Annotated in this window: 21 protein-coding genes; 10 read left to right on the top strand and 11 right to left on the bottom strand. The window is 69.5% G+C overall.

Annotated elements, in window-relative coordinates; genetic code table 11:
- Nucleotides 1–108: 108 nt before the first annotated feature.
- From ACFW0G_RS41785 to ACFW0G_RS41810, 6 genes are all read right to left on the bottom strand, one after another.
- Nucleotides 109–1,743 carry a cation acetate symporter gene (locus ACFW0G_RS41785; RefSeq protein ID WP_378331093.1) on the bottom strand — a complete coding sequence of 545 codons (1,635 nt, stop codon included), beginning with the start codon at nt 1,741–1,743 and terminating at the stop codon, nt 109–111.
- The gene (locus ACFW0G_RS41790) at nt 1,740–2,096 is read right to left on the bottom strand and encodes a DUF485 domain-containing protein (protein ID WP_378331094.1); all 357 of its coding nucleotides are present in this window, start codon (nt 2,094–2,096) and stop codon (nt 1,740–1,742) included. The genes ACFW0G_RS41785 and ACFW0G_RS41790 overlap by 4 nt, the downstream gene beginning before the upstream one ends.
- 70 nt (nt 2,097–2,166) lie before the next feature.
- Nucleotides 2,167–3,894, bottom strand: coding sequence for a cation acetate symporter (locus tag ACFW0G_RS41795; RefSeq protein WP_378331095.1), 1,728 nt, complete (start codon nt 3,892–3,894; stop codon nt 2,167–2,169).
- Nucleotides 3,895–3,908: 14 nt separating this feature from the next.
- Entirely contained in the window at nt 3,909–4,259 is a 351-nt protein-coding gene (locus tag ACFW0G_RS41800; RefSeq protein WP_378331096.1) for a hypothetical protein, read from the bottom strand.
- Nucleotides 4,256–5,005, bottom strand: coding sequence for a LytR/AlgR family response regulator transcription factor (locus tag ACFW0G_RS41805; protein WP_378331097.1), 750 nt, complete (start codon nt 5,003–5,005; stop codon nt 4,256–4,258). Before ACFW0G_RS41805 ends, ACFW0G_RS41800 begins: the two co-directional genes overlap by 4 nt.
- The gene (locus ACFW0G_RS41810) at nt 5,002–6,039 is read right to left on the bottom strand and encodes a sensor histidine kinase (RefSeq protein WP_378331124.1); all 1,038 of its coding nucleotides are present in this window, start codon (nt 6,037–6,039) and stop codon (nt 5,002–5,004) included. The genes ACFW0G_RS41805 and ACFW0G_RS41810 overlap by 4 nt, the downstream gene beginning before the upstream one ends.
- 163 nt (nt 6,040–6,202) lie before the next feature.
- On the opposite strand from ACFW0G_RS41810, the gene ACFW0G_RS41815 reads away from it, so the two are divergent.
- Nucleotides 6,203–6,688: a pyridoxamine 5'-phosphate oxidase family protein gene (locus ACFW0G_RS41815; protein WP_378331098.1), complete on the top strand. Its 486-nt coding sequence runs from the start codon at nt 6,203–6,205 to the stop codon at nt 6,686–6,688.
- Between the two features lie 78 nt (nt 6,689–6,766).
- On the opposite strand, the gene ACFW0G_RS41820 is transcribed toward ACFW0G_RS41815, so the two are convergent.
- From ACFW0G_RS41820 to ACFW0G_RS41840, 5 genes are read right to left on the bottom strand one after another with little or no spacing between them, the layout of a single operon-like run.
- The gene (locus ACFW0G_RS41820) at nt 6,767–7,759 is read right to left on the bottom strand and encodes an ABC transporter substrate-binding protein (protein ID WP_378331099.1); all 993 of its coding nucleotides are present in this window, start codon (nt 7,757–7,759) and stop codon (nt 6,767–6,769) included.
- A gap of 31 nt (nt 7,760–7,790) precedes the next feature.
- Nucleotides 7,791–8,849, bottom strand: a complete 1,059-nt coding sequence (locus tag ACFW0G_RS41825; RefSeq protein WP_378331100.1) for an ABC transporter permease — start codon at nt 8,847–8,849, stop codon at nt 7,791–7,793.
- The gene (locus ACFW0G_RS41830) at nt 8,846–9,610 is read right to left on the bottom strand and encodes an ATP-binding cassette domain-containing protein (protein WP_378331101.1); all 765 of its coding nucleotides are present in this window, start codon (nt 9,608–9,610) and stop codon (nt 8,846–8,848) included. The genes ACFW0G_RS41825 and ACFW0G_RS41830 overlap by 4 nt, the downstream gene beginning before the upstream one ends.
- On the bottom strand, nt 9,607–10,653 hold the full coding sequence (locus tag ACFW0G_RS41835; protein ID WP_378331102.1) for a class I mannose-6-phosphate isomerase: 1,047 nt from the start codon (nt 10,651–10,653) through the stop codon (nt 9,607–9,609). The genes ACFW0G_RS41830 and ACFW0G_RS41835 overlap by 4 nt, the downstream gene beginning before the upstream one ends.
- A complete protein-coding gene (locus ACFW0G_RS41840) occupies nt 10,650–11,636 on the bottom strand; it encodes a LacI family DNA-binding transcriptional regulator (RefSeq protein WP_378331103.1) in 987 nt (328 codons plus the stop codon). The genes ACFW0G_RS41835 and ACFW0G_RS41840 overlap by 4 nt, the downstream gene beginning before the upstream one ends.
- 319 nt (nt 11,637–11,955) lie before the next feature.
- Here ACFW0G_RS41840 and ACFW0G_RS41845 point away from each other — a divergent pair, with 319 nt between their 5' ends.
- From ACFW0G_RS41845 to ACFW0G_RS41885, 9 genes are all read left to right on the top strand, one after another.
- Nucleotides 11,956–15,195 (top strand): GH92 family glycosyl hydrolase, encoded by a 3,240-nt coding sequence (locus ACFW0G_RS41845; protein WP_378331104.1) that lies wholly within the window; start codon nt 11,956–11,958, stop codon nt 15,193–15,195.
- Between the two features lie 159 nt (nt 15,196–15,354).
- On the top strand, nt 15,355–15,783 hold the full coding sequence (locus ACFW0G_RS41850) for a hypothetical protein (protein WP_378331105.1): 429 nt from the start codon (nt 15,355–15,357) through the stop codon (nt 15,781–15,783).
- A 32-nt stretch (nt 15,784–15,815) separates the two neighbouring features.
- Nucleotides 15,816–16,406 (top strand): phage tail protein, encoded by a 591-nt coding sequence (locus tag ACFW0G_RS41855; protein WP_378331106.1) that lies wholly within the window; start codon nt 15,816–15,818, stop codon nt 16,404–16,406.
- A gap of 19 nt (nt 16,407–16,425) precedes the next feature.
- A complete protein-coding gene (locus ACFW0G_RS41860) occupies nt 16,426–16,734 on the top strand; it encodes a hypothetical protein (RefSeq protein WP_378331107.1) in 309 nt (102 codons plus the stop codon).
- A gap of 17 nt (nt 16,735–16,751) precedes the next feature.
- Nucleotides 16,752–17,102, top strand: a complete 351-nt coding sequence (locus ACFW0G_RS41865; RefSeq protein WP_378331108.1) for a hypothetical protein — start codon at nt 16,752–16,754, stop codon at nt 17,100–17,102.
- Nucleotides 17,103–17,106: 4 nt separating this feature from the next.
- Nucleotides 17,107–18,747: a hypothetical protein gene (locus tag ACFW0G_RS41870; protein WP_378331109.1), complete on the top strand. Its 1,641-nt coding sequence runs from the start codon at nt 17,107–17,109 to the stop codon at nt 18,745–18,747.
- Nucleotides 18,729–19,598 (top strand): phage distal tail protein, encoded by an 870-nt coding sequence (locus ACFW0G_RS41875; RefSeq protein WP_378331110.1) that lies wholly within the window; start codon nt 18,729–18,731, stop codon nt 19,596–19,598. The genes ACFW0G_RS41870 and ACFW0G_RS41875 overlap by 19 nt, the downstream gene beginning before the upstream one ends.
- Nucleotides 19,599–19,613: 15 nt before the next feature.
- On the top strand, nt 19,614–20,558 hold the full coding sequence (locus tag ACFW0G_RS41880; protein WP_378331111.1) for a hypothetical protein: 945 nt from the start codon (nt 19,614–19,616) through the stop codon (nt 20,556–20,558).
- 8 nt (nt 20,559–20,566) lie between these two features.
- Complete coding sequence (locus ACFW0G_RS41885) at nt 20,567–21,679, top strand: hypothetical protein (RefSeq protein ID WP_378331112.1); 1,113 nt, start codon at nt 20,567–20,569, stop codon at nt 21,677–21,679.
- Nucleotides 21,680–21,696: the final 17 nt, after the last annotated feature.

The following is a 21,696-nucleotide window of genomic DNA, read 5'->3' on the forward strand; positions in this document are numbered from 1 at the left end:
CCTTACAGGCGTCAGACGCCCGTAAGGTGGCCTTAACGGCATGCTGGGACTTGGCCGGGGGCTGCGAGGAGGCGGGGTGGCGCGGCACCCCCTCGCGGCCCCCGGGGTTCAGTGGGCGACGGCCTTTTCGGCGCCTGCCCCGGTCAGCGAGCGGACCTCCATCTCGGCGTACTTCTTCTCGTCGTGTTCCTTCGACAGCACGGTGCCGAGCCAGCCGAGGAAGAACGCGATCGGGATCGACACCAGGCCCGGGTTGTCCAGCGGGAACCAGTGGAAGTCGACACCCTGGATCATCGACGCGCTCTTGCCCGTCTTCGGGTCGATCGGCTTCCCGGACACCGCCGGGGAGAAGACGATGAGCACGATCGTGACGATCAGGCCGCCGTAGATCGACCACAGCGCGCCCTGGGTGTTGAAGCGTTTCCAGAACAGCGAGTAGAGGATCGTCGGCAGGTTCGCCGACGCCGCGACCGCGAAGGCCAGCGCCACCAGGAACGCGACGTTCTGGCCGTTCGCCAGGATGCCGCCGACGATCGCCACCGCGCCGATCACCAGCGCGGTGATCCGGGCCACGCGCACCTCCGAACCCGGCGTCGCCTTGCCCTTCTTGACAACGCTGGCGTAGACGTCGTGGGCGAACGAGGCCGACGCGGTGATCGTCAGGCCCGCCACCACCGCCAGGATCGTCGCGAACGCGATCGCCGCGATCAGGCCCAGCAGCACCGGACCGCCGAGTTCGAGCGCGAGCAGCGGCGCCGCCGAGTTGACCCCGCCGGGCGCGGCCTTGATCTTGTCCGGGCCGACCAGCGCGCCCGCGCCGTAGCCGAGCACCAGCGTGAACAGGTAGAAGACGCCGATCAGCACGATCGCCCACACCACGGAACGCCGGGCCTCACGCGCGGTAGGCACCGTGTAGAAGCGCATCAGCACGTGCGGCAGGCCCGCGGTGCCCAGCACCAGCGCGATGCCGAGCGAGAAGAAGTCCAATTTGGACGTTCCCGTCGCGCCGTACTGCTTGCCCGGCCCGAGCAGCGCCTGCCCGGCCTTGCCGCCCTTGTCGACGGCGGCCTGCAGCAGGCTGGAGAAGTTGAAGCCGTACTTGCCGAGTACCCACAGCGTCATCGCCAGCGCGCCGATGATGAGCAGCGCGGCCTTGATGATCTGCACCCACGTGGTGCCCTTCATCCCGCCGATCAGCACGTACGCGATCATGATGACGCCGACCACGACGATCACCAGCGTCTGGCCGGTCTTGCCCTCGATGCCGAGCAGCAGCGCGACGAGACCGCCGGCGCCCGCCATCTGGGCGAGCAGGTAGAAGAACGACACGGCGAGCGTCGAGATCGCCGCCGCGGCCCGCACCGGACGCTGCCGCATCCGGAAGGCCAGAACGTCGCCCATGGTGAATTTCCCGGTGTTGCGCAACAACTCCGCGACGAGCAGCAGCGCGACCAGCCACGCGACCAGGAAGCCGATCGAATACAGGAATCCGTCGTAACCGTAGACCGCGATGGCGCCCGCGATACCGAGGAACGACGCCGCCGAGAGGTAGTCGCCGGAAATCGCGATACCGTTCTGCGGCCCGGTGAACGCGCGGCCGGCGGCGTAGTAGTCCGACGCCGTTTTGGTGTTACGGCTGGCGCGGAACACGATCACGAGCGTGATCAGCACGAACAGCGCGAAAATGCTGATGTTCAGGAGCGGGCTGCTGCCTTCGACGCTTGCGGCGAGCGTGGCGCTCATGCCTTCTCCTCCTCTTTTTCCAGGTCCGTGCGGATCTTTTCGGCCACCGGGTCGAGCTTCTTGTTGGCGTAGCGCACATACAGCCACGTGATCAGGAAGGTCGACACGAACTGCAGCAGCCCGAAGACGAGGCCGACGGTGATGTTGCCGAACAGCTTGGTGCTCATGAACCCGTGCGCGTAGTCGGCGAGCAGGACATAGAGCAGGTACCAGGCGAGGAACAACGCCGCCATCGGGAAGACGAAGCGGCGCAGGCGGCCGCGCAACTCCCGGAACTCCGCGCTTTCATGGGCCTTTTCCCAGACCGTGGCGTCCGGTGGCCCGCCGGTCACGTCGGTGTCTGTGGTGCTCATCGGCGTCTCCTCGCGGCACTGCGAATGTGGTGCGCGCCACGGTAGGGATCACCAGGTGAGGACGGAACCGTCAGCGGTTCAAACGCAAGCTCCGACGACGAACGGTTGACGAACGGCGCGTCGCCGGGGACGAACGGCGCTCGTGCAGATGCAATCGCAGCATCGCCGTCGTCGACCAGGAGGGCGGCCTGCCCCGCGAAGAGACCAGCATCATTACGCCGAATGCCGACGGTACCGACCAGAGTGCCGGTTGGGCCACCACGATCGCCACCCAGCCGTGCAGTTTGGGTCCGGCGAGGGTGAACAGGAACGAACCCGACGAGGCCAGCAGCCCGGCGAGCACCCCGGCGATCCCGCCCGCCGCGGTCAGCCGCGGCCACCAGATGCCGAGCACCAGCAGCGGGCAGAACGTCGACGCCGCCACGGTGAAGCCCCAGGTGACCAGCTCGCCCGCGCCGAAGCGCGCCGAGGGCAGCGCGAGCAGCACCATCACGCCCGCGACGACGACCACCGTCACCCGCAGCCGCCGCAGGCCGCCGGGCATGAGGTCGTAGGCGAGCGCCCCGGACATCACCAGCAGCAGGCCCAGCGACGTCGCGAGGAACGCCGCGAACGCGCCCGCGGTGAGCAGCGCGGTGAACAACTGCCCGGCCCATCCACTGTCCACTTGGGACGGGAGGGCGACGACGACGGTGTCGGTACCGCCGGACAGGTACAGCTGGGGCACCAGCACCCGGCCGAGCACGCCGTAGATCCCGGGGAACAGGTAGAAAACGCCGAGCAGCGCCACGGTGATCGCCGCGGTCCGGCGGGCGGCGCGGCCGTCCGGGCTGGTGTGGAAGCGCATCAGGACGTGCGGCAGGCCCATCGTGCCCAGCATGATCGCGATCAGGATCGACCAGGTGCTCAGCAGCGGGTAGCCCTGGTCGCCGAGGTCCAGCAGCGGCCGCTGCCAGTCACGGCCGCCCAGCGGCGCGACGCCCGGCACCGACGGCACGGGCGCTCCCGCGGCGAACGTCAGTTTGTCCTTGCTGCTCAAGGAAAGTTCGCCGGGCTGCAGGACGCGGGTGCCGCCGTCCTGCGTGCGCAGCGTTGTCGGCTCGGTGATCCGCAGCGTCGTGTCGATCTCGAACGAGACCGGGGTGTCGTGCTCGAACCGGGTGAATTCCACCGGATGCAGTGCCGCGTCCCGGTTCACCGCGCCCGCCTGCAGCACCAGCCAGATCGCCGGGACCAGGAACAGCAGCAGCTTCAGCACGAACTGGAACGCCTGCACGTACGTCGCCGCGCGCATCCCGCCGAGCGCGAGCGTCACGCTCACCGCCGTCCCGGCGATCACGACGCCGACCCAGTACGGCGTGCCGCCGACGGCCTTGAGCACCAGGCCGGCGGTGCGGAACTGGGGGAGGACGTAGATCGTGCCGATCACCAGGATGACCACGGCGGACAGCTTGCGCAGCGCGGGCGAGGCCAGCCGCGCCTCGGCGAAGTCCGGCACGGTGAGCGCGCCCGACCGCCGCATCGGCGCCGCGACCAGCACGAGCATCGCGATGTAGCCCGCGGTGAACCCGACCGGGTACCACAGCGCGCCGACCCCGTCCTTCACCACGAGTCCGGCGACGCCGAGGAAGGATGCCGCCGACAGGTACTCGCCGGACACCGCCGCCGAGTTCACCAGCGGCGAGACCCGGCGTGAGGCGACGAGGAAGTCCGACGTCGTCCGCATCGCCGCGACGCCCCGGATCCCGATCAGCAGCGTCACCGCCACCACCGGCGCGACGGCTAACGCGACCCCCACTCAGGTCTCCCCGGTCACGAGTCGTCCTCGAGGCGTTCGGCGCGGCGCAGCTGCCAGCGGGCGAGCAGGGCCATCGCCGGGTACGGCAGCACCGCGATCATCAGCCACGACAGCGGGATTCCCCACAACCGCACCGAATCCAGCCCGGGGAACACCGCGAACACCGCGGGCAGCCCGAGCAACAACGCGAAGATGAGCACCAGCGCCGGAATCCCGCGACGTCGCTGTGCCCGGTACAGCTCGCTCGCGCGCTGCGCGTCCGCCGCGCGCAGCCGGGGCTGCCGCCAGCGGCCCCGCGCCTGCCGCCGCGCGTGCGCGAGCCGGGTCTGCGGGCTGGTGACGGCGACCCGCCGGACGCGGCTCATCGCCGAGACCCGAGCTGACCGCGTTGCGCGGCTTCGAGCAGCCTGTCCCGCAGGTCGCGGGCGTGCCTGCGGCTGACAGGGACGTCCCCGGCCTCGGTGTGCGCGAGCAGGCCGCCGGTGGTGTCGCTGCGCAGCTCCAGCACCGCGTCGACGGCCAGCAGGAACCCGCGGTGCACCCGGCTGAACCCGGTGCCCTCCCAGTACTCCTCCAGCCGCGAGATCGGCATCCGCACCACGTGCACTCCGGCCTTCGTGTGCAGCCGGACGTAGTCGCCGTGTGCCTCTGCGAACAGGACGTCGTCGCGCCGCACGTACCGGGTCCGGCCGCCGGAGTCGACCGGCAGCGCGGCCATCGCGTCGGGAGCGGGACGCGAAGGCGCCGCCATGCGCGTCACCTTCGCCAGCGCGGCCGACAGCCGTTCGGCGCGGACCGGCTTGAGCAGGTAGTCGACCGCGCCGATGCCATACGCGGTGACCGCGTGCCCGTCGTGCGCGGTGACGAACACGATCACCGGCGGTTCGGACAGCTTCGCCAGCAACGAGGCCAGTTCCAGCCCGTCGAGGCCGGGCATGGAGATGTCGAGGAACACCGCGTCGAAGTGGTCCGCCTGAAGGAGTTTCAACGCCTTCAGCGCGTCTCCGGCACCGACGACCTCGCCGACTTCGGGCGCCTCGCGCAGCATCCGGCACAGCTCGTCGAGCGCGGGCGCCAGGTCGTCCACGGCGAGTACCCGCAGCCCGGTCACGGAAGCACCCCCGGCTGAAAGCGGGGTACACGCACGATCACCCGGGTGCCCGCGCCGATGGCGGTCTCCACGGTCAGCCCGTACCAGGCGCCGTAGACGTCGCGCAGCCGTCTGTCCACATTGGCCAGTCCGACGCCGCCGTCGGAGCCCTTGCCCGCCAGGATCTCCGCGGCCCGCTCCGGCGCCATCCCGACGCCGTCGTCCTCGACCGTGATCACGCAGTGGTTCCCTTCCGCCTGCCCGTCCACCTGGACGAGCCCGGTGCCCGAGCGCGGCTCGATCCCGTGCCGGATCGCGTTCTCCACCAACGGTTCCAGCACCAGGTACGGCACCGCGACGGCGAGCACCTCCGGCGCCACCCTGACCTGGACGCGCAGCCGCTCGCCGAGTACCGCCCGCTGCAGCGCCAGGTACGTCTCGACCGCGCGGAACTCCTCGGCGACGACGGTGTATTCGCCGTGCCGGGCGAGGCTGTAGCGCGTGTAGTCGGCGAAGTCGAGCATGAGGTCGCGGGCGCGGTCCGGGTCCGAACGCACCAGTGAGGCGATCACGGTCAGCGCGTTGTAGACGAAATGCGGTGACATCTCCGCGCGCAGCGCCCGCAGCTCGGCCTCCGCCGCCTGCTCCGCGGACGCCTCCAGCCTGCCCCGCTCCAGCGCCTGGACCACCAGGTCGGCGGCCTCGCGAGCCACGCTCGCCGGTACGTCGCCGACGACCAGCAGCGCGCCGGCGGGCTCGTCGTGGACGTGCAGCGGCAGGACGCGCAGCTCCGCGTCGGCCCCGGGCTGCTCGCTGCGCAGTGTCTCTTCGAGCAGCTTCGCGACGACGTCGTCCGAGCCGGGACGACCCGACCAGAGCAGCGAGCCGGAGAGGTCGGCCAGCCCGAGGCCCGGCACGCCGAACAGCCGTCGCAGGCCGTGGGCGGCCCTGCGGGCGTGGGCCCCGGCGAGGCCGTCCATCAGGTCGTGGGTGATCCGGCGCGCTGCGGCGAGCACGGGCAGGGGATCGGCGGCCGAGGCCGCGCGTTTCGCCAGCACGGACGTCGGACCTCCCCTCGGTGCCGCTTCGGGACAGTTCGGGACAGCTCGGGACAGTGAGGAAGGAGAGTCTAACCGGGAGTGATGTCGAGAACGCCGATCCGGTTCCGTCATCCCCGCGAAAGTGCCACGATCGGCACCCGCACCCGAGGAGACCACCATGAAGCACGAAGACGTCGCGGCGGTACTGGCCAAGCCGATTTCCGAGGAGCTGCTGGGCTCGTCGATCCCGGCCCGGCTGGCCTACGTCGGGCTCGACGGGGATCCGCGGGTCATCCCGATCGCGTTCCACTGGGACGGCGCGCGGATCATCGTGTGCACGCTGCCGAAGAGCGCGAAGGTGCGGGCGCTGGTGAGCAACCCCCGCGTCTCGCTCACCATCGACACCCAGAGTTGCCACCCGCCGCGTGTGTTGCTGATCCGCGGCGCGGCGAGCACCGAGCTGGTGGACGGGGTGCCGGAGGAATACGTGGCGGCCAGCCGCAAGCTGGTCCCGCCGGAGCAGTTCGAGGAGTGGTCGAACGGGGTGCACGCCCTCTACGACCAGATGGTCCGGATCACGATCACCCCGGACTGGGCGAAGCTCCTGGACTTCGAAACCACCATCCCGCAGTCCGTCGAAGACGTCATCCGCGCCCGCCAGTAGCCCGGGCGTCCGTGAATGCCACATTGAGGGACTCAGAGTCCCTCAATGTGGCATTCACGGACCTTCAGCGCCGCGGGATCAGCACTGCTGCTTGTAGAAGTACTGCGCGTTGGCGTCCATGTCCGCCTTGGTGATCGAGTGCAGGCCGGGGGTCAGGTTGCGGGTCACCGGCTTGCCCTCCAGCGCGTTCACCGCCTGCTGCACGCCCTGCTGGCCGATGGCCGCCGGGTCCTGCGCGATGAGCGCCTGGTACTCGCCCTTCTTCAGACCGTCCACTTCGGACGGGCTGGCGTCGAAGCCGACCAGGTTGACGGCGCCGACCTTGCCCGCGTTGCGCAGGCCGGTCGCCGCGCCCTCGCCGGTGTTCAGGTTGGTGGCGAAGATCCCCACCAGGTCCGGAGTGGACGACAGCGCCGCCGACACCTTCGACGCGGCCTGGTCCGGCTCGTTCTGGGTGAACTGCACCCCGGCCGACTTGAGGTTCGGGTGGTTCTTCAGCTCGTCCTCGAAGCCCTTGGCGCGGGCGTTCGTGGTCGAGGTCCCGGCGATGGTGTCGAGCACCAGCACCGACCCCTTCTTGTCACCGAGCAGCTTCGCCAGCGTCTGCGCCGCCAGCTTGCCGCCCTCGACGCTGTCCGAGGAGACCGAGGACTCCGCCACGCTGGTGTCCTTCAGCGCGGTGTCCACTTCGACGATCTTCGAGCCGCGGCTCTTGACCTGCTGGATCGGCGCCAGCATCGCCTGCGCGTCGGTCGGCGCGATGAGCAGCCCGGCGGGCGGGTTCGAGCCCAGCGCGTTGACGATCTGGGTCTGCATGGCCGCGTCGAACTTCTGCGGCGCCTGCGTGGTCAGCTCGTAGCCGAGCTTCTTCGCCTCGGCCTGGGCACCGCACTGCATCGAGATGTAGAACGGCTCGGCCTGCACGCCGGGAACCAGCATGAGCTTCTTGTTGTTGGCGGGCTTGGAGTCACCGGAGCCGCTCTGGCCGACCTGGCCACCGCCGCACGCGGTCAGCAGGGCGGCGGCGGAGGCGAGCGCGCCGGCGGCGACGAGGGACTTTCTCAACTTCATCGTGGAGCACCTCTTTGTGCAGTAGGGAAAATTACCGGGAGTTGCGGCGACGCCGGCGCCGCTGGTCGAACCACACCGCCGCGATCAGCACCGCGCCGACCGCGATCATCTGCCAGAAGTCCTGGACGTGCGTGATGTTGAAGCCCTTCTTCAGCACGGCCGGGATGAACACGCCGATCACGGTGCCGAGGATCGACCCGACGCCGCCGAAGAGGCTCGTCCCGCCCATCACCGTCGCCGCGATGGCGTTGAGGTTGTCGGTGGTGTGCGCGGAGATCGTCGTCGACGCGTAGTACGCCAGCGAGAGGAAACCCGCGATCCCGGCGAGGAAGCCGGTCAGCGTGTACACCTTGAGCAGATGCGCGGTGACGCCGATGCCCGCCCGGCGCGCGCCCTCGGCGTTGGAGCCGACGGCGAAGGTGTAGCGCCCGAACTTCGTGGTGTGCAGCAGCCACGCGCCGATGAGCGTGATGACCACGGCCACCAGCACCAGGTTCGGCACGCCGCCGAAAGACGTCCCGTAGCCGAGGGTCTTGTTGAGCTCGGTCGGCACGCTCCGCACGTCGGACCCGTTGTTCAGCAGGTACGCCGCGCCGAGCGCCGCGCCCATGGTGCCGAGCGTGACGATCAGCGGCGGGATGTTCGCCACCGCGATGAGGAACCCGTTGAGCAGGCCCCACACCGTGCCCGCCACGACCGCGGCGAGCAGGCCGACCAGGATGACGCCCCAGCCCGCGTGGCTCGCGTCGCCACCGGAAAGCGCTTCCATCGTCTTCCCGGCCACCATGCCCGCGAAGATCAGCACCGAGCCGACCGACAGGTCGATGCCCGAGGTGATGATCACGAACGTCATACCGACCGAGAGCACCAGCAGCACCGAGGTCTCGATGAGCAGTGTCTGGAAAGTGAACAGCGTGGCGAACTCGGCGGGCGCGATCGCGGTGAACACCACGATCAGCGCGAGCAGCACCAGCGCGATCCAGAACGTGTTGGCCCCGACCAGCCGCTTGCCGAGCGGCAGTTTGCCGAAGCCCGCGTCCGGCGCGGTCTGGATGTCCGGGTCCTTCTGAGCGGGGGTTGTCACGGTCATGCCGCCTCTTCCTGTACCAGTGCGCCGGTCATCGCGGCGACCAGGTCTTCCAGCTTCGTGTCGGCACCGGTGAAGCGGGCGACGCGCTTGCCGAGCCGCAGCACCTCGATCCGGTCCGACACCGACAGCACCTCGGGCATGTTGTGGCTGATCAGCACGACCGCGATGCCCTTGTCCCGCACCTTCTTGACCACGTCGAGCACGCGTTCCCGCTGCACGACGCCGAGTGCGGCGGTCGGCTCGTCCATGAACACGACCTTCGAGGCCCACACCACCGAACGCGCCACGGCGACGCTCTGGCGCTGGCCACCGGACAGCGAACCGATCGGCACGTCGGTGCTCTGCAACGTCACGCCGAGCCGCTTGAACTCCTCGACCGCCTGACGGCGCATCTCCGCCTTGTCCAGCATCCCGAGCTTGCCGAGGATGCCCTTGCGGTGGATCTCCCTGCCCAGGAACAGGTTCGCGGCCGGGTCGAGCTCCGGCGCGACCGCGAGGTCCTGGTACACCGTCTCGATGCCCATGCGCCGCGCGGTGGTCGGCGAGTCGAGGTGGATCTCGGCGCCGTCGAGCAGGATCTTGCCCGACGTCGGCTGTTCCGCCCCGGACAGGCATTTGACCAAAGTGGACTTTCCGGCGCCGTTGTCACCGATCAGTGCGGTGACCTCGCCCGCGCGGGCCTGGAACGAGGCCCCGCGCAGTGCCTCGACCGAGCCGTAGTACTTCGTCAGATTCTGTGCGTCCAGCAGGATTTCGCTCACGCCTGCGACCTCTTCTCCGGAACGGGCGGACGACAGCGGATGAGTGAAAGGTCACCCTCCACTGTGGACTGCCCGGCGTCGTGCGGGACCACGTACGTCTCGCCCTTGTTCAGCGCGTACTCGCCACCGTGCTCGGTGCGCAGCACGCCGGACCCTTCCATGACCACCAGCACCGCGAACGACGGGTCCAGTGACAACGTTGTCGCATGAGGACGGAGCCGGTCGGCGCGGAAGAAGGCGTCCGAGCCGTCGGCCAGCAGGTCCACAGTGGACGAGCTGTCCGAGCCGGTGTGCTTGACGATGCTCGTGAGCCGTTCGTCGTCCCAGCCGGTGGTGTCCAGCGTTTCGATGGCGGTGTCGAAGCCGAGGCCGAGGTGGCCCTTCTTCGGGTTCGCCAGGAAGTCCCGCCATTCCAGTGTCAGCGAGAAGTCGGTCGGCTGCTGCAGCTCGACCACGAACACGCCTTCGCCGATCGCGTGCGGCAGCCCGGCCGGGATATAGACCGTGTCGCCCGCGGTGACCGGGATGCTGTTCAACGCGCCGAGCATGCTGGGCGCGTCCTGCTCGCGGGTCCACTCGGCGACGGTCTGCTTGCTCACCGTCTCCTTGAAGCCCGGGTACACGCGCGGGTCGTCGCCGTAGGTGCCGACCACGATCCACGCCTCGGTCTTGCCGAAGTGCGAGTCGAAGTGCTGCCGCGCGAACGCGTCGGTCGGGTGGAAGTGCACCGGCAGCCGCTGCCCGGCGTCGAGCAGCTTGACCAGCAGGCCGGTCGAATCACCCATCGCCTCGACGTGCTTGGCACCGAGCCAGGCGACCGGGTTCTCGCGGACCGCGTCCCGCAGCCAGACGCCGCTGGGCAGCTTCGTCAGGCCGTGGGTCTCCTGCCCGAACATCGTGGTGGCGGAGGCGACCCAGTCCTCCGGGCCGAACTTGGTGTCCGAAGTAGACGCTCCGCGTAAAGCCGCGATGGCGTCGCCGCCGCGGTAGAACTGCGGTGGCTGATTGGCCGGGAGACCGACGGGTTCGAGGTGGGCGCTCACTTCGGCGCCACCTCCCCGGAGCCACGGGCGACTAGATGCACGGGCAGGACTACCTTTCTGGGGGCGGTGGGATCTCCTTGGACACGGGCGAACAGCAGTTCGGCCGCCGCGTGCCCGAGCGCGCCGACGTCGTGCGCGATGACGGTGACCGGCGGGTCGAGCAGATCCGCCAGCTCGAAGTCGTCGAAGCTGACCATCGCCGGGCGGTGTTCGGCGTGGGCGAGCGCGCGCAGCAGGTGCACGGCGACGCGGTTGTTCCCGGCGATGACAGCGGTGGCCGCCGAAGGCCCGGTCAGCAGTGCGCGGACAGCCTCGCCGATGCGTTCCGGCGTCGGTGTGCCCATCGCGACGAGGCTCTCGTCGTAGGGGATCCCGTTGCGCACACAGCCTTCCCGGAAGCCGCGCAGGCGCTCGGCCGCGGTGAAGATGTCCGGGCTGTCGGCGAGGAAGGCGATCCGGCGGTGGCCGTGTTTCGCGAGGTGCGTGACGGCTTCGACGGTGCCACCGAGGTTGTCGACGAGCACGGTGTCGGCCACGATGTCGCCTGCCGGGCGGTCGAGGAACACCACGGGGGTGCCCGCGCGCATCTCCGGCACGAGGTAGCCGTGCTGCATCCCGGCGGGCACGATCAAGATCCCGTCGACCCGGCGCGCGCAGAACTCCAGCGCCAGTTCCCGCTCCCGATCGGAGTTCTCCTCCGACGAGCCGGTGAGCACCTGGCGGCCGAAGGAGGTCGCGATGCGCTCGACAGCCCGGTTCAGCTCGGAGTAGAACGGGTTGCCGACGTCCTCGACGATCAGGCCGATGGTGCCGGTGGTCGACCCGCGGCGCAGGTTGCGCGCGCCGAGGTTGCGCCGGAAACCGAGCTGCTCGATCGCGGCCATGACGCGTTCGGCGGTGTCCGGGTGGACGGCCGGCTCGTCGTTGACGACCCGCGAGACGGTCTTGATGCTGACGCCCGCGAGCCGGGCCACATCGCTCATCGTGGCTCGTCTGCTGGTGGTGCGGTGGCCGGATTCCGGGCCACCGGGCGACAACGTTGTCATAGTGGCAGGATTCGACATCACGACGGCGGTCCGTGTCAATACCCGAATCGATAAAGTAGACATTTTTCCGGGTCGAAACGTTACGACGGACGGATGATCAGCGTGTCTTGAAACAGACAGGCTGCGCCGTGAGCCTTGACGTTCTCGTGAGCACTTCCCCATCGTTGCCCGCATCGACGGTGTGCGCGACAAGGTTGTCACCCCCCACGCTCTCGGTTCTCAAGACGACACGGTCGCGCCTGGAGTAGGAGAGGCGATGGCGATGGCGCGAGCGCGCTTCAGAGCCGGGCTGGTGTTGCTGACGACGGCCGTGACGGCCGCGGTGGCACCCGCGATCCCCGCCGCGGCGGCGAACACTGCGGCTGCTGTCCAAGACCCCGCCAAGTGGGTCAACACGTTCGTCGGGACCCGCCCCGGCGGCCAGGACCACGGCACCGGCGGCGGCGCCGGGAACACCTTCCCCGGCGCGGTGTCGCCGTTCGGGATGGTGCAGTGGAGCCCGGACACCGTGAAAGCCCAGCACGGCGGCTATTTCTATGACGACAACGCGTTGAAGGGCTTCAGCCTGACGCACCTCTCGGGCGCGGGCTGCTCGACGTACGAGGACATCCCGTTCATCCCGTTCGTCGGCGAGGTCACCACCTCGCCCGCGACCGACCCCGGCCGTTACACCTCGAAGTTCTCCCATGCCAACGAACACACCAGCCCCGGCCGTTACGACGTCACCCTCGACAGCGGTGCGAAGGTCGAGCTGAGCACCACCCAGCGCACCGGCTCGGGCCGGTTCACCTACCCGGCGGGTGCCTCCTCGACCCTGCTGCTCAACACCTCCGGCTCGGTCATGGGCACCGACGACGCCTCGATCACCATCGGCAAGGACACCATCAGCGGCTGGGCCACCAGCGGCCGCTTCTGCGGGGCCAAGGACAGCTACCGGGTGTACTTCTCGGCGAAGTTCGACACCCCGTTCGCCTCGATCGGGACGTGGAAGAACGGCGCGGTGACGCCGGGCAAGGCCGCCGAGACCGGGGGAGCGCAGCCGAAGGTGGCGCGGCCCAACGGTGACAAGGCGACACTCGCGCGCGCGGCGTCGATCGCGCCGCAGGACACGACCGTGAGTGGTCCGGGCAGCGGCGGGTACGTCACCTTCGACAACCTCGCGGGCGCGCAGGTGAACGTCCAAGTAGGACTGTCCTTTGTGTCCGTCGATGGCGCCAAGGCGAACCTGAAGGCGGAGAACACCAAGCGGTCCTTCGACGACGTCGCCAAGTCGGCGCGCAAGGCATGGAACGACCAGCTCGGCAAGATCGCCGTCGAAGGCGGTTCGGACGCCGACACCTCGACGTTCTACACCTCGCTGTACCACTCGCTGATCCAGCCGAACGTCTTCTCCGATGTGGACGGTAGCTATCCCGGTTTCGACGGCCGGATCCACAAGGCCGAACGCGGCCACGCGATGTACACGAACTTCTCCGGCTGGGACATCTACCGTTCGGAGATCCCGCTGCTGGCGACGATCGCGCCGAAGGAGACCTCGGATATCGTCCGCTCGATGATGGCCTACGCCGAGCAGGGCGGCTCGTGGGACCGCTGGACGGTCGCGAACGACTACACCGGCGTGATGAACGGCGACCCCTACCACATCATCGTGTCCAGCGCGTACGCCTTCGGTGCCCGTGACTTCGACGCGAAGAAAGCGTTGCTGCTCATGATCAAGGGCGCGACGCAGCCGACGCAGGGCTACACCGAACGGCCGGGTCTCGAGGACTACCAGAAGCTCGGCTACGTGCCCGGCGCGGGTGCCGACACCCTCGAATACACCAGCGCCGACTTCTCGATCGCGCAGCTCGCGCGGCGGCTCGGCGACAGCGCGACGTACCAGACGTTCATGAAGCGCGCGCAGAACTGGCAGAACCTCTACAACCCGGGCAGCGGACACCTCCAGCCGCGCGGTGCGGACGGCTCGTTCTCCGGGAACTACAACCCGTCCAGCTCGCAGGGCTGGGTCGAGGGCAACGGCGCGCAGTACGACTGGATGGTGCCCTACGACCTCGGCGGGCTGGTGACCGCGTTCGGCGGGAACAAGGCCGTGGAGTCCCGTTTGGACACCTTCTTCACCAAGCTGAACGCGGGAACCCATGAGCCGTATGCCTTCCTGGGCAACGAACCGAACTCGAACGCGCCGTGGGTGTACTCCTACGCGGGGGCTCCCGCCAAGACGCAGTCCATCGTGCGCCGCGCGATGACCGACCTGTACAACCCGAAGCCGGAAGGCTTGGTCGGCAACGACGACCTCGGCCAGATGTCCTCGTGGTACGTCTGGGCCGCGCTCGGCATCTACCCGGAGATCCCGGGCCGCGCCGAGACGCTGCTGAACACCCCGCTGTTCCCCAAGGCGACGCTGACCACCGGCGCGGGCAAGAAGATCACCGTCAGCGGGCAGGGTTCGGGCACGTACGTCGCGGGCCTGAAGGTCAACGGCACCGACGTCGGCAAGGCCTGGCTGCCCGAGGCGCTGATCTCGACCGGTGGCAAGCTCGACTTCGCGCTCTCGGCGACGCCGACCGCGTGGGGGAGTGCCACCGCGGACGCGCCGCCGTCCTTCCGTGACCAGGAGAAGCCCAGTCTGTCGTTTGTGGACCCGGCACGCGTGGTGACTCCGGCGGGCACGACGGCCAAGGCGTCGGTGGGTGTGCAGGATCTTTCCGGCACCGCGCGGAAGTGGACCTGGACAGCGTCCTCTGTGGACGGTGTCACGGTGTCGCCGGCGTCCGGCAGTGTTGACGTCCCCGCGGCGGGCAAGGCGCGCGCGGACATCACGGTGAGCGTCCCGGCGGGTACGTCCGACGGCGCTCGCCGGATCCCGGTGACGTTCTCCTCGCCGGGCCTGGCGAACACCCAGGCGACGCTCACGGTGCTCGTCGCGCAGCCGGGCAGCTGGCTCGCGACGGTGAACAACGCCGGGATCTCGCCGGACGCCAAGCCCGAGGCGGCGAACTTCGACGGCGGAGGCTGGAGCTACTCGGCCGACGCGCTGGCCGCCGCTGGGGCGAAGCCGGGCGCCGCGATCACGGTCGACGGGCTCAAGTTCACCTGGCCGTCGGCCGCGGTCGGCGACCCGGACAACATCGCCGCGTCCGGGCAGACCCTGAACGTCTCGGGCTCGGGCCGGTTGTCGCTGCTGGGCGCGGCGGCGAACGGGAACGCGTCGGGGACGCTGACGATCACCTACACCGATGGCAGCAAGGGAAGTGCGAACATCGGCTTTTCGGATTGGACGCTCGGCGGCGGCGCGAACCAGCCCGCGTACGGCAACCGCGTCGTGCTGTCCACGCCGTACCGCAACACGGCGGGCAGTACCCCGCAACAGATCCGCACGATGGTGTTCGCCACCGCGCCGATCACGCTGGACGCCGGAAAGACCGTCGCCAGCGTTACCTTCCCGGCCACGACGTCCGGCGGCGAACTGCACGTGTTCGCCGTCGCCGTCGGCTGACACAGTTTCCATCTGACACATTCAAGGGCGTCCTCGCCGGTTTTTCACGACCGGTGAGGACGCCCTCGGCGTAGGGCCCCATCGCCCGTTTGGCCGGTTGCGTGTGCCGTTCGCGGGGTTACCTTGGTCACATCCGGGGGCCACGGGGAGGTGGGGGGCTTGACCGTCATGACCGCGGCGGACGCGCGACCACTGAACTTCCCGAACGTCGAGAGTGTCGTGGCGGGATTCCTCCAGGGACGCCAGGAACTGTCCGGCGTGCCGATCGGCTCGGTGCTGCCACCGGGATTCAACGGCACTCAGCGGGCGGTCGTGCTCACCCGGCTCGGTGGCGTCTTCGTCGACGACGACCAGCTCGACAACGCCGAAGTCCGCATCGATTCCTACGGCCCGGACAAGATCGCCGCGCACGCGCTCGCGTGCGTGGTGCGCGGCGTGCTGCCGTTGCTGACCCGGGCGGCTCTCGGGGCGAGCGATCTCGCCGAAATCCAGGGCCCGTGCTTTTCGGTCGACCGAAGGCACTCAGACGCGAACCGGTACCTGATGAAGTACCGGTTCGTCCTCGAGGTGTACCCAAGACCGGCCTGACCATGGGCCGGGCGGCGCAGCAGGAGGCTGCCATGCCAGGACTGAACGCCAACGAGATCCGCGTCGCGGGGACCGGCTCGATCTTCGTGGCACCGGCGCACACGCCGGCACCGGCCGATTTCACCAAGAGCTGGGACGCGCCGTGGGTCAACCTCGGCTACACCTCCGCCGACGGGGTCAAGTTCGTCAAGAAGGACAAGCTCGATCCGGTCGACACCTGGCAGAGCGTCGCCTCGATCCGGTACGTCTTCAGCGACCGGGACCTCTCGGTGAAGTTCTCGCTGCTGCAGCTCAACGCCGACACGCTGCCGTTCTTCTTCGCCTCACCCAGTCCGGCCACACCGAACGTCTACGAGATCGCCGCCGCGCCCCGGGTCGACGAACGCGCGCTGGGCATCGAATTCAGCGACGGCCCGACGGTCCGGCACCGCTTCTACATCCCGCGCGGGGTCGTCACCGAAACCGAGGAAACCGCGGTGACCAGGACGGCGGCGATCAAGCTCGGCGTCACCTTCACCGCGCTCACCCCGATCAACGCGCGGTTCGAGCCACTGGCGCAGTGGTCCATGAACCAGACGGCGCCGACCGCCGCGACGGCGGAAACCGAAGAACAGCACGCCTGAACGGCCGGAGGGGACATCGATGGCGAAGTACAACGTCAACGCGGCGAGAGCCCAGCGGCTCGAAGCGCTGGGCGAGCACTGGGAGTTCGAACTCGACGGCGTCACCTTCGCACTGCCGACCGAACTGCCGCGCGACGCGGTGACCCGGCTGGCCACGCTCGACGCGTCCGATTTGGACGGTCTGCTGCAGGTGCTGCTCGGCGACGAGCAGTTCAAACGACTCGACGAGCACGCGCTGAGCGTGCAGGACATCCAGGCGCTGCTGGAGGCGTACGGCCGCGACACCGGTATGGCGCTGGGGGAATCCTCGGCCTCGACGCGCTCCTGAGCGAGCACGGCGAGGCCGTGGAAGCCGACCTCCTCCGGTTCTACCGGGTGGACCTGCTCGACTACTACCGCGGCAGGCTCTCACCCCGGCGGCTGCGGGTGCTGATCAAGCACCTGCCCCGCGAATCCGCGCTGGTGCGCGCGGTGCACGGGGAGACGGCCGACTGGGGCCTCACCGAGCACCTGCTGGCCGGCGCCATCGACGAACTGGCCGTGGGCAACTGGCTGTTCGTCTCGGCGAACTCCGACGAGCACGCCGACCCGCCGGAGCGGCCGCGTCCGGTGCCGCGCCCCGGCGTCGAGACCGAGCCGGAACCGGCCGCGACCCCGGACCAGATCGCCGCTTTCTTCGGTGTGCCAAGGAGGTGACCCCGTGACCCAGCCGACGTCCGCCATCACCGCCGAGGCCAAGGCCCAGGTGACGGCGCTGATCACCGGGATCCGCGAGTCGATCACGAACGCGGTGTCGGAAGCCGCGACCAAGCTCACCGAGGGATTCACCGAGCACGTCAACAAAGAGCTCGGCGAGATGACCGCGAAGTTCAAGGAGACCCATCCCGCGGTCACCGCGGCGGTCACCGACGTCGTCGGGTACGCCGACGCGATCAACACGGCCGCGACCGCGGTGCAGAACACCGTCGGGCAGGTCAAGGACGCGGCCACCGCGATGAAGGAACTTCCCGGCGCCATCAAGGATTTCCGCACCGGGCTCAAGGAAAGCGTCACCGAGGTCAAGGCGCTGGGCAACGATCTGCGGCAAATGGTGCGGGACGCGCCTGGCGCGATCCGCAATCTCGCCACGTCCATCCGGGGGAACCTGACCCAGGGCTTCAACGCCGCGCGGCAGGGTGCTTCCAACGCCGGGGCGGCGATCGGCCGGTTCGCGTCCAGCGCGCGCAGCATGGCCTCGGCGGCCGCCGCCGGGGTGCGGAACCTGGCGCTCCTGGCCGCGGGCTACGCCAGAGCGGCGGCGCAGGCGGTGATCGCGGGAGCGCGGACCGTGGCGATGGCCGTTGCCCAGCGCGTCGTCGCGGTCGCGACCCGCTTGTGGGCCCTCGCGCAGGCGCTGCTCAACATCGTCATGCGGCTCAACCCGATCGGGCTGATCATCACCGGGATCATGCTGCTGGTCGGCGCGGTCATCCTGGCGTACAACAGGAGCACCACGTTCCGGAACATCGTCAACGCCGTGTTCACCGCGGTGAAGAACGTCGTGGTCGCCGCGGTGAACGTGATCCGCAACATCGTCGCGGTGGTGTGGCCCTACATCGCGAAGGTGATCGAGATCGCGGTGACCGCGATCCGGCTCTACGTCACCACGTACTTCACCATCGTGCGCGCGATCGTCCTCGCCGTCTGGACCGCGGTGCGCGCCATCATCGTCGGCGCGGTCAACGCCGTCGTCGCGACCATCCGCGGGATCGGCCAGGTGGTCGGGATCGTCCGGAACGCGTTCGGCCAGGCCCTGTCCGCGGTCGGTTCGGCGATCTCCGGCGTGGTCGGGTTCGTGCGCGCGCTGCCGGGACGGGTGATCGGCGCGCTCGGCAACATCGGCCGGACCCTTTACAGCGCGGGGAAGTCGCTCATCGAGGGCTTCATCAACGGCATCAGGGACATGGCGGGCAACATCGTGTCGGCGATCAAGAACTTCATCGTGGACAAGATCCCCGGGCCGATCAAGAGCGTGCTCAAGATCTTCTCGCCCTCGCGGGTGATGGCCGACATCGGGCGCGACATCGGCGCGGGACTCACCGTGGGCATCGAGGACACCGGCGATCAGGTGGCGGGCGCGATGACCCGGCTGGTGCCGGTGCCCGGCTCGGCGACGATCCGCCCGGCGGTGGCGAATCTGACCACGACGCTGGCCGCCACCGTGGCGGGCCCGCTCGCCCGTGCCGCCCCGGCCGGGGCGGCGGCACCGGTGACGGTCAACGTGCATCCGCGCGCGGGCCAGTCGGAGTACGAGATCGGCCGGGTGGCGGCACGGGAGGTGGCATGGGCGGCGAAACGGTGACCGGCGGCGTGCTCGCCCTGCCGCTGTACACAGTGGACGGCTGGACCGGCAACACCGTGGACGGCGACGGCGTCGAATGGTGGGTGACCAAAGAGGACGGCTGGTCCAGCGGCCCCGGCGTCCGCCTCGAACTGGCCGACCGGCCGCAGCGGGACGGCAGTTTCGACGCGCCGTCGTTCCGCGCGGCACGCGTGATCACCTTGGAGGGCACCGCCGTCGCCCCCGACCCGGACGCCCGCGAACGGGCAAAGGACCGGCTCGCCGCGTTGCTCGCCGACGGTTCGGTGCTGGCCGAGCTGACCGTCCAGGAGCGGACGGTCTCGCGCCGCGCGCTGGTCCGGCTGTCCGCCGGGACGAAGGTCGTCGACACGACGCCGGTCAGCTTCGACTGGTCGGTGCAGCTCACCGCGCCGGACCCGCTGCGGTACGGCGCGGACGTGCACGAGCTGTCGTGCGGGCTGCCGCGTCCCGGGCCGGGGATCACCTTCCCGTTGAAATTCCCGCTCGTCTTCGGCCGGTCGGAGGGCGGCACGCTGGCGATCGCGAACGCGGGCAGCGCGACCGCGTGGCCACTGTGGACGATCACGGGACCCTGTACACAACCGGTGATCCGCAACGATTCCACCGGTCAGTGGCTGGCCTTCTCGCTGAGCCTGTTCGAGGGGGACGCCCTCGTGGTGGACGTCGCCGCCCGGTCGGTCTTCCTCGGCGGGGTGTCGCGCAGGTCCGCGCTGCAGCCGAGGTCGAGCTGGTTCGGGCTGCCGCCGGGGAACACCACCATCGGTTTCGACGCGTTCGACGACACCGCGGCCGGGGCGCTCGGCGTCCGCTGGCGCGACGCCTGGTTGTAGGAAAGGGGAACGGGCATGGCAGAACGGCACGCGGGCTGGGTGGACGGCGTCGACTCGGCCGAGGCACGGCTGATCACCGGCGCGCTCACCCAGGCGCAGGGCACCGGTGACGTGCTCGATCCGCTGCGGGTCCGCTCCGGGCTCCGCGACGGCGGCGGCAACCCGGGAAAGGTGGCCCTTGGCACGAACAAGGTCACCGTCAACCCGTTCCAGGCGGTGCTCGGCGATCCCGCCAAACCCGGGGACGGCCCGTACGTGGTGACCCTCGACGCGGCCAAGGACCTGCCGTTCGGCGCGGCGCACGTCTCGCTGTCGCGCTACGACCTGGTGGTCGCCGAGATCGTCGGTGGTGGTTTCGCGGTGAACATCTACGCGGGCGAGAACTCCGCGAGCCCGGTGCGCCCGGTGCCCGGCGGCTCGCCGTCGCTGGTGCTCGCCGAGGTCCTCGTCCCGCCTGCGGGCACCGCGCCGACGCTGACCGACCGCCGTCAGTTCACCGCGGCGATGAGCGGGATCCTGCCGGTGCGGGGTGACCTCGACCTCCCGCCGGCGGCGCAGGCGCACGGCAGCCAGCTCGTGTACCGGATCGACACCGGGGTTCTCCTGTGCCGCAAGGGAAATGCCTGGGTTCCGTACCGGCCGCCGCGCGGCGACACCTGGCACGCCCCGACCCTGCAGAACGGCTGGGTGAACTACGGCGCCGGGTACAACGACGCCGCCTACACCATCACCGACGACGGCTGGGTGCGGCTGCGCGGGCTGGTCAAGAACGGCAGCATGGGCAAGCCGATCTTCACTCTGCCGGTGGGCTACCGGCCGGTCTCGCGGTGGCTGCTCGGCGTCACCACCAACGCGGACGCGCACGGCCGGTGCGACATCCTGACCGACGGCCAGGTGTTCGCCTACACCGGCAGTCCCGGCTGGTACTGCCTCGACGACATCACCTTCTCGACCTATTAGGACAGTGCATGGGCACGACGTACACGTATCTCGTCACGGATCTGCGGTCCGGCGCGATCCTGGACGAGCTGCCGCTGTCCGGGGTCACCTTCGACAAGAAGCTCAACGACGCCGGCGGCCTGCGGGGCCGGTTGCATGTGGACGATCCGGAGATGCGGCTGCGCGAGCCGCGCGTGCTGACCGAACCGGGCCGGACCGCGATCTACGTCGATCGGGACGGGGACCTGTTGTGGGGCGGGATAGTCTGGACCAGCCGCTACGCCTCGTCGGACGGTGTTCTCGAACTCGGTGCCGCCGACTTCCTGTCCTATTTCGACCATCGGCTCGTGCTCGATCCCGCGGACCTGACCAAGGCCGTGTCCTTCACCGCGACCGATCAGATCGTCATCGCGCAGCGGCTCGTCCAACTGGCACAGTCTCATGTGGACGGTGATATGGGTGTCGGGTTCACCGGATCGGAGTCCTCCGGGGTCGTGCGCACGGTGAGCTACGCGCCCCGTGATCTCAAGTCGGTCGCCGAGGTCCTGCGCGACATGGCGAACACCGACACCGGCTTCGACTTCGCCTTCGACGTCCGCTACGACGCGAGCGGCGAACTGGAACGGTTTCTCCGGCTGGGGTACCCCCGCCTCGGCTCACCTGGCGGGGAACGCGCGTATGTCTGGGAACACGGCGCGAATCTCGTGGATTTCGGCTGGCCGGTCGACGGGGCGAGCATGGCGACCAGGGTGTTCGGCACGGGCAGCAGCGAGCTGCCCGGCGGGCCGGTGATGCGGGCCGATCCCTCGGCACACGACGCGGGCTGGCCGCTGCTGGAGGTCGCCGCGGCGCCGGTCGACACGAAGGACACGGCGATGCTGGCCGCGTACGTGGCCGGAGAACTGGCCGCGCGACGGCGTCCGGTGGTGTTGCCCGAGCTGACGGTGCGCGCCGATCTGGATCCGGTGATCGGCTCCTATGCGGTGGGGGACAACGCCCGCGTGATCATCGACGATCCGTTCTTCGCCGGCGACCAGCTCGACGTCACGGTGCGGCTGCTCGGCCTTTCGGTGACACCCGGCGACGACGCCGGGCAGGAGGAGGTCGTGCTGACCGTGGCACCGTTCCAGGAGCCGTCATGATCTTCCCGCGGAGGCGG

Source organism: Amycolatopsis sp. NPDC058986, from assembly GCF_042741125.1.
Classification (GTDB): Bacteria; Actinomycetota; Actinomycetes; order Mycobacteriales; family Pseudonocardiaceae; genus Amycolatopsis.

Coding starts and splice junctions, on each gene's coding strand:
- ACFW0G_RS41790 (WP_378331094.1), bottom strand. CDS start 2,096: ATGAGCACCACAGACACCGACGTGACCGGCGGGCCACCGGACGCCACG.
- ACFW0G_RS41840 (WP_378331103.1), bottom strand. CDS start 11,636: ATGAGCGATGTGGCCCGGCTCGCGGGCGTCAGCATCAAGACCGTCTCG.
- ACFW0G_RS41885 (WP_378331112.1), top strand. CDS start 20,567: ATGGGCACGACGTACACGTATCTCGTCACGGATCTGCGGTCCGGCGCG.
- ACFW0G_RS41815 (WP_378331098.1), top strand. CDS start 6,203: ATGAAGCACGAAGACGTCGCGGCGGTACTGGCCAAGCCGATTTCCGAG.
- ACFW0G_RS41880 (WP_378331111.1), top strand. CDS start 19,614: ATGGCAGAACGGCACGCGGGCTGGGTGGACGGCGTCGACTCGGCCGAG.
- ACFW0G_RS41785 (WP_378331093.1), bottom strand. CDS start 1,743: ATGAGCGCCACGCTCGCCGCAAGCGTCGAAGGCAGCAGCCCGCTCCTG.
- ACFW0G_RS41875 (WP_378331110.1), top strand. CDS start 18,729: ATGGGCGGCGAAACGGTGACCGGCGGCGTGCTCGCCCTGCCGCTGTAC.
- ACFW0G_RS41860 (WP_378331107.1), top strand. CDS start 16,426: ATGGCGAAGTACAACGTCAACGCGGCGAGAGCCCAGCGGCTCGAAGCG.
- ACFW0G_RS41825 (WP_378331100.1), bottom strand. CDS start 8,849: ATGACCGTGACAACCCCCGCTCAGAAGGACCCGGACATCCAGACCGCG.
- ACFW0G_RS41855 (WP_378331106.1), top strand. CDS start 15,816: ATGCCAGGACTGAACGCCAACGAGATCCGCGTCGCGGGGACCGGCTCG.
- ACFW0G_RS41845 (WP_378331104.1), top strand. CDS start 11,956: ATGGCGATGGCGCGAGCGCGCTTCAGAGCCGGGCTGGTGTTGCTGACG.
- ACFW0G_RS41800 (WP_378331096.1), bottom strand. CDS start 4,259: ATGAGCCGCGTCCGGCGGGTCGCCGTCACCAGCCCGCAGACCCGGCTC.
- ACFW0G_RS41820 (WP_378331099.1), bottom strand. CDS start 7,759: ATGAAGTTGAGAAAGTCCCTCGTCGCCGCCGGCGCGCTCGCCTCCGCC.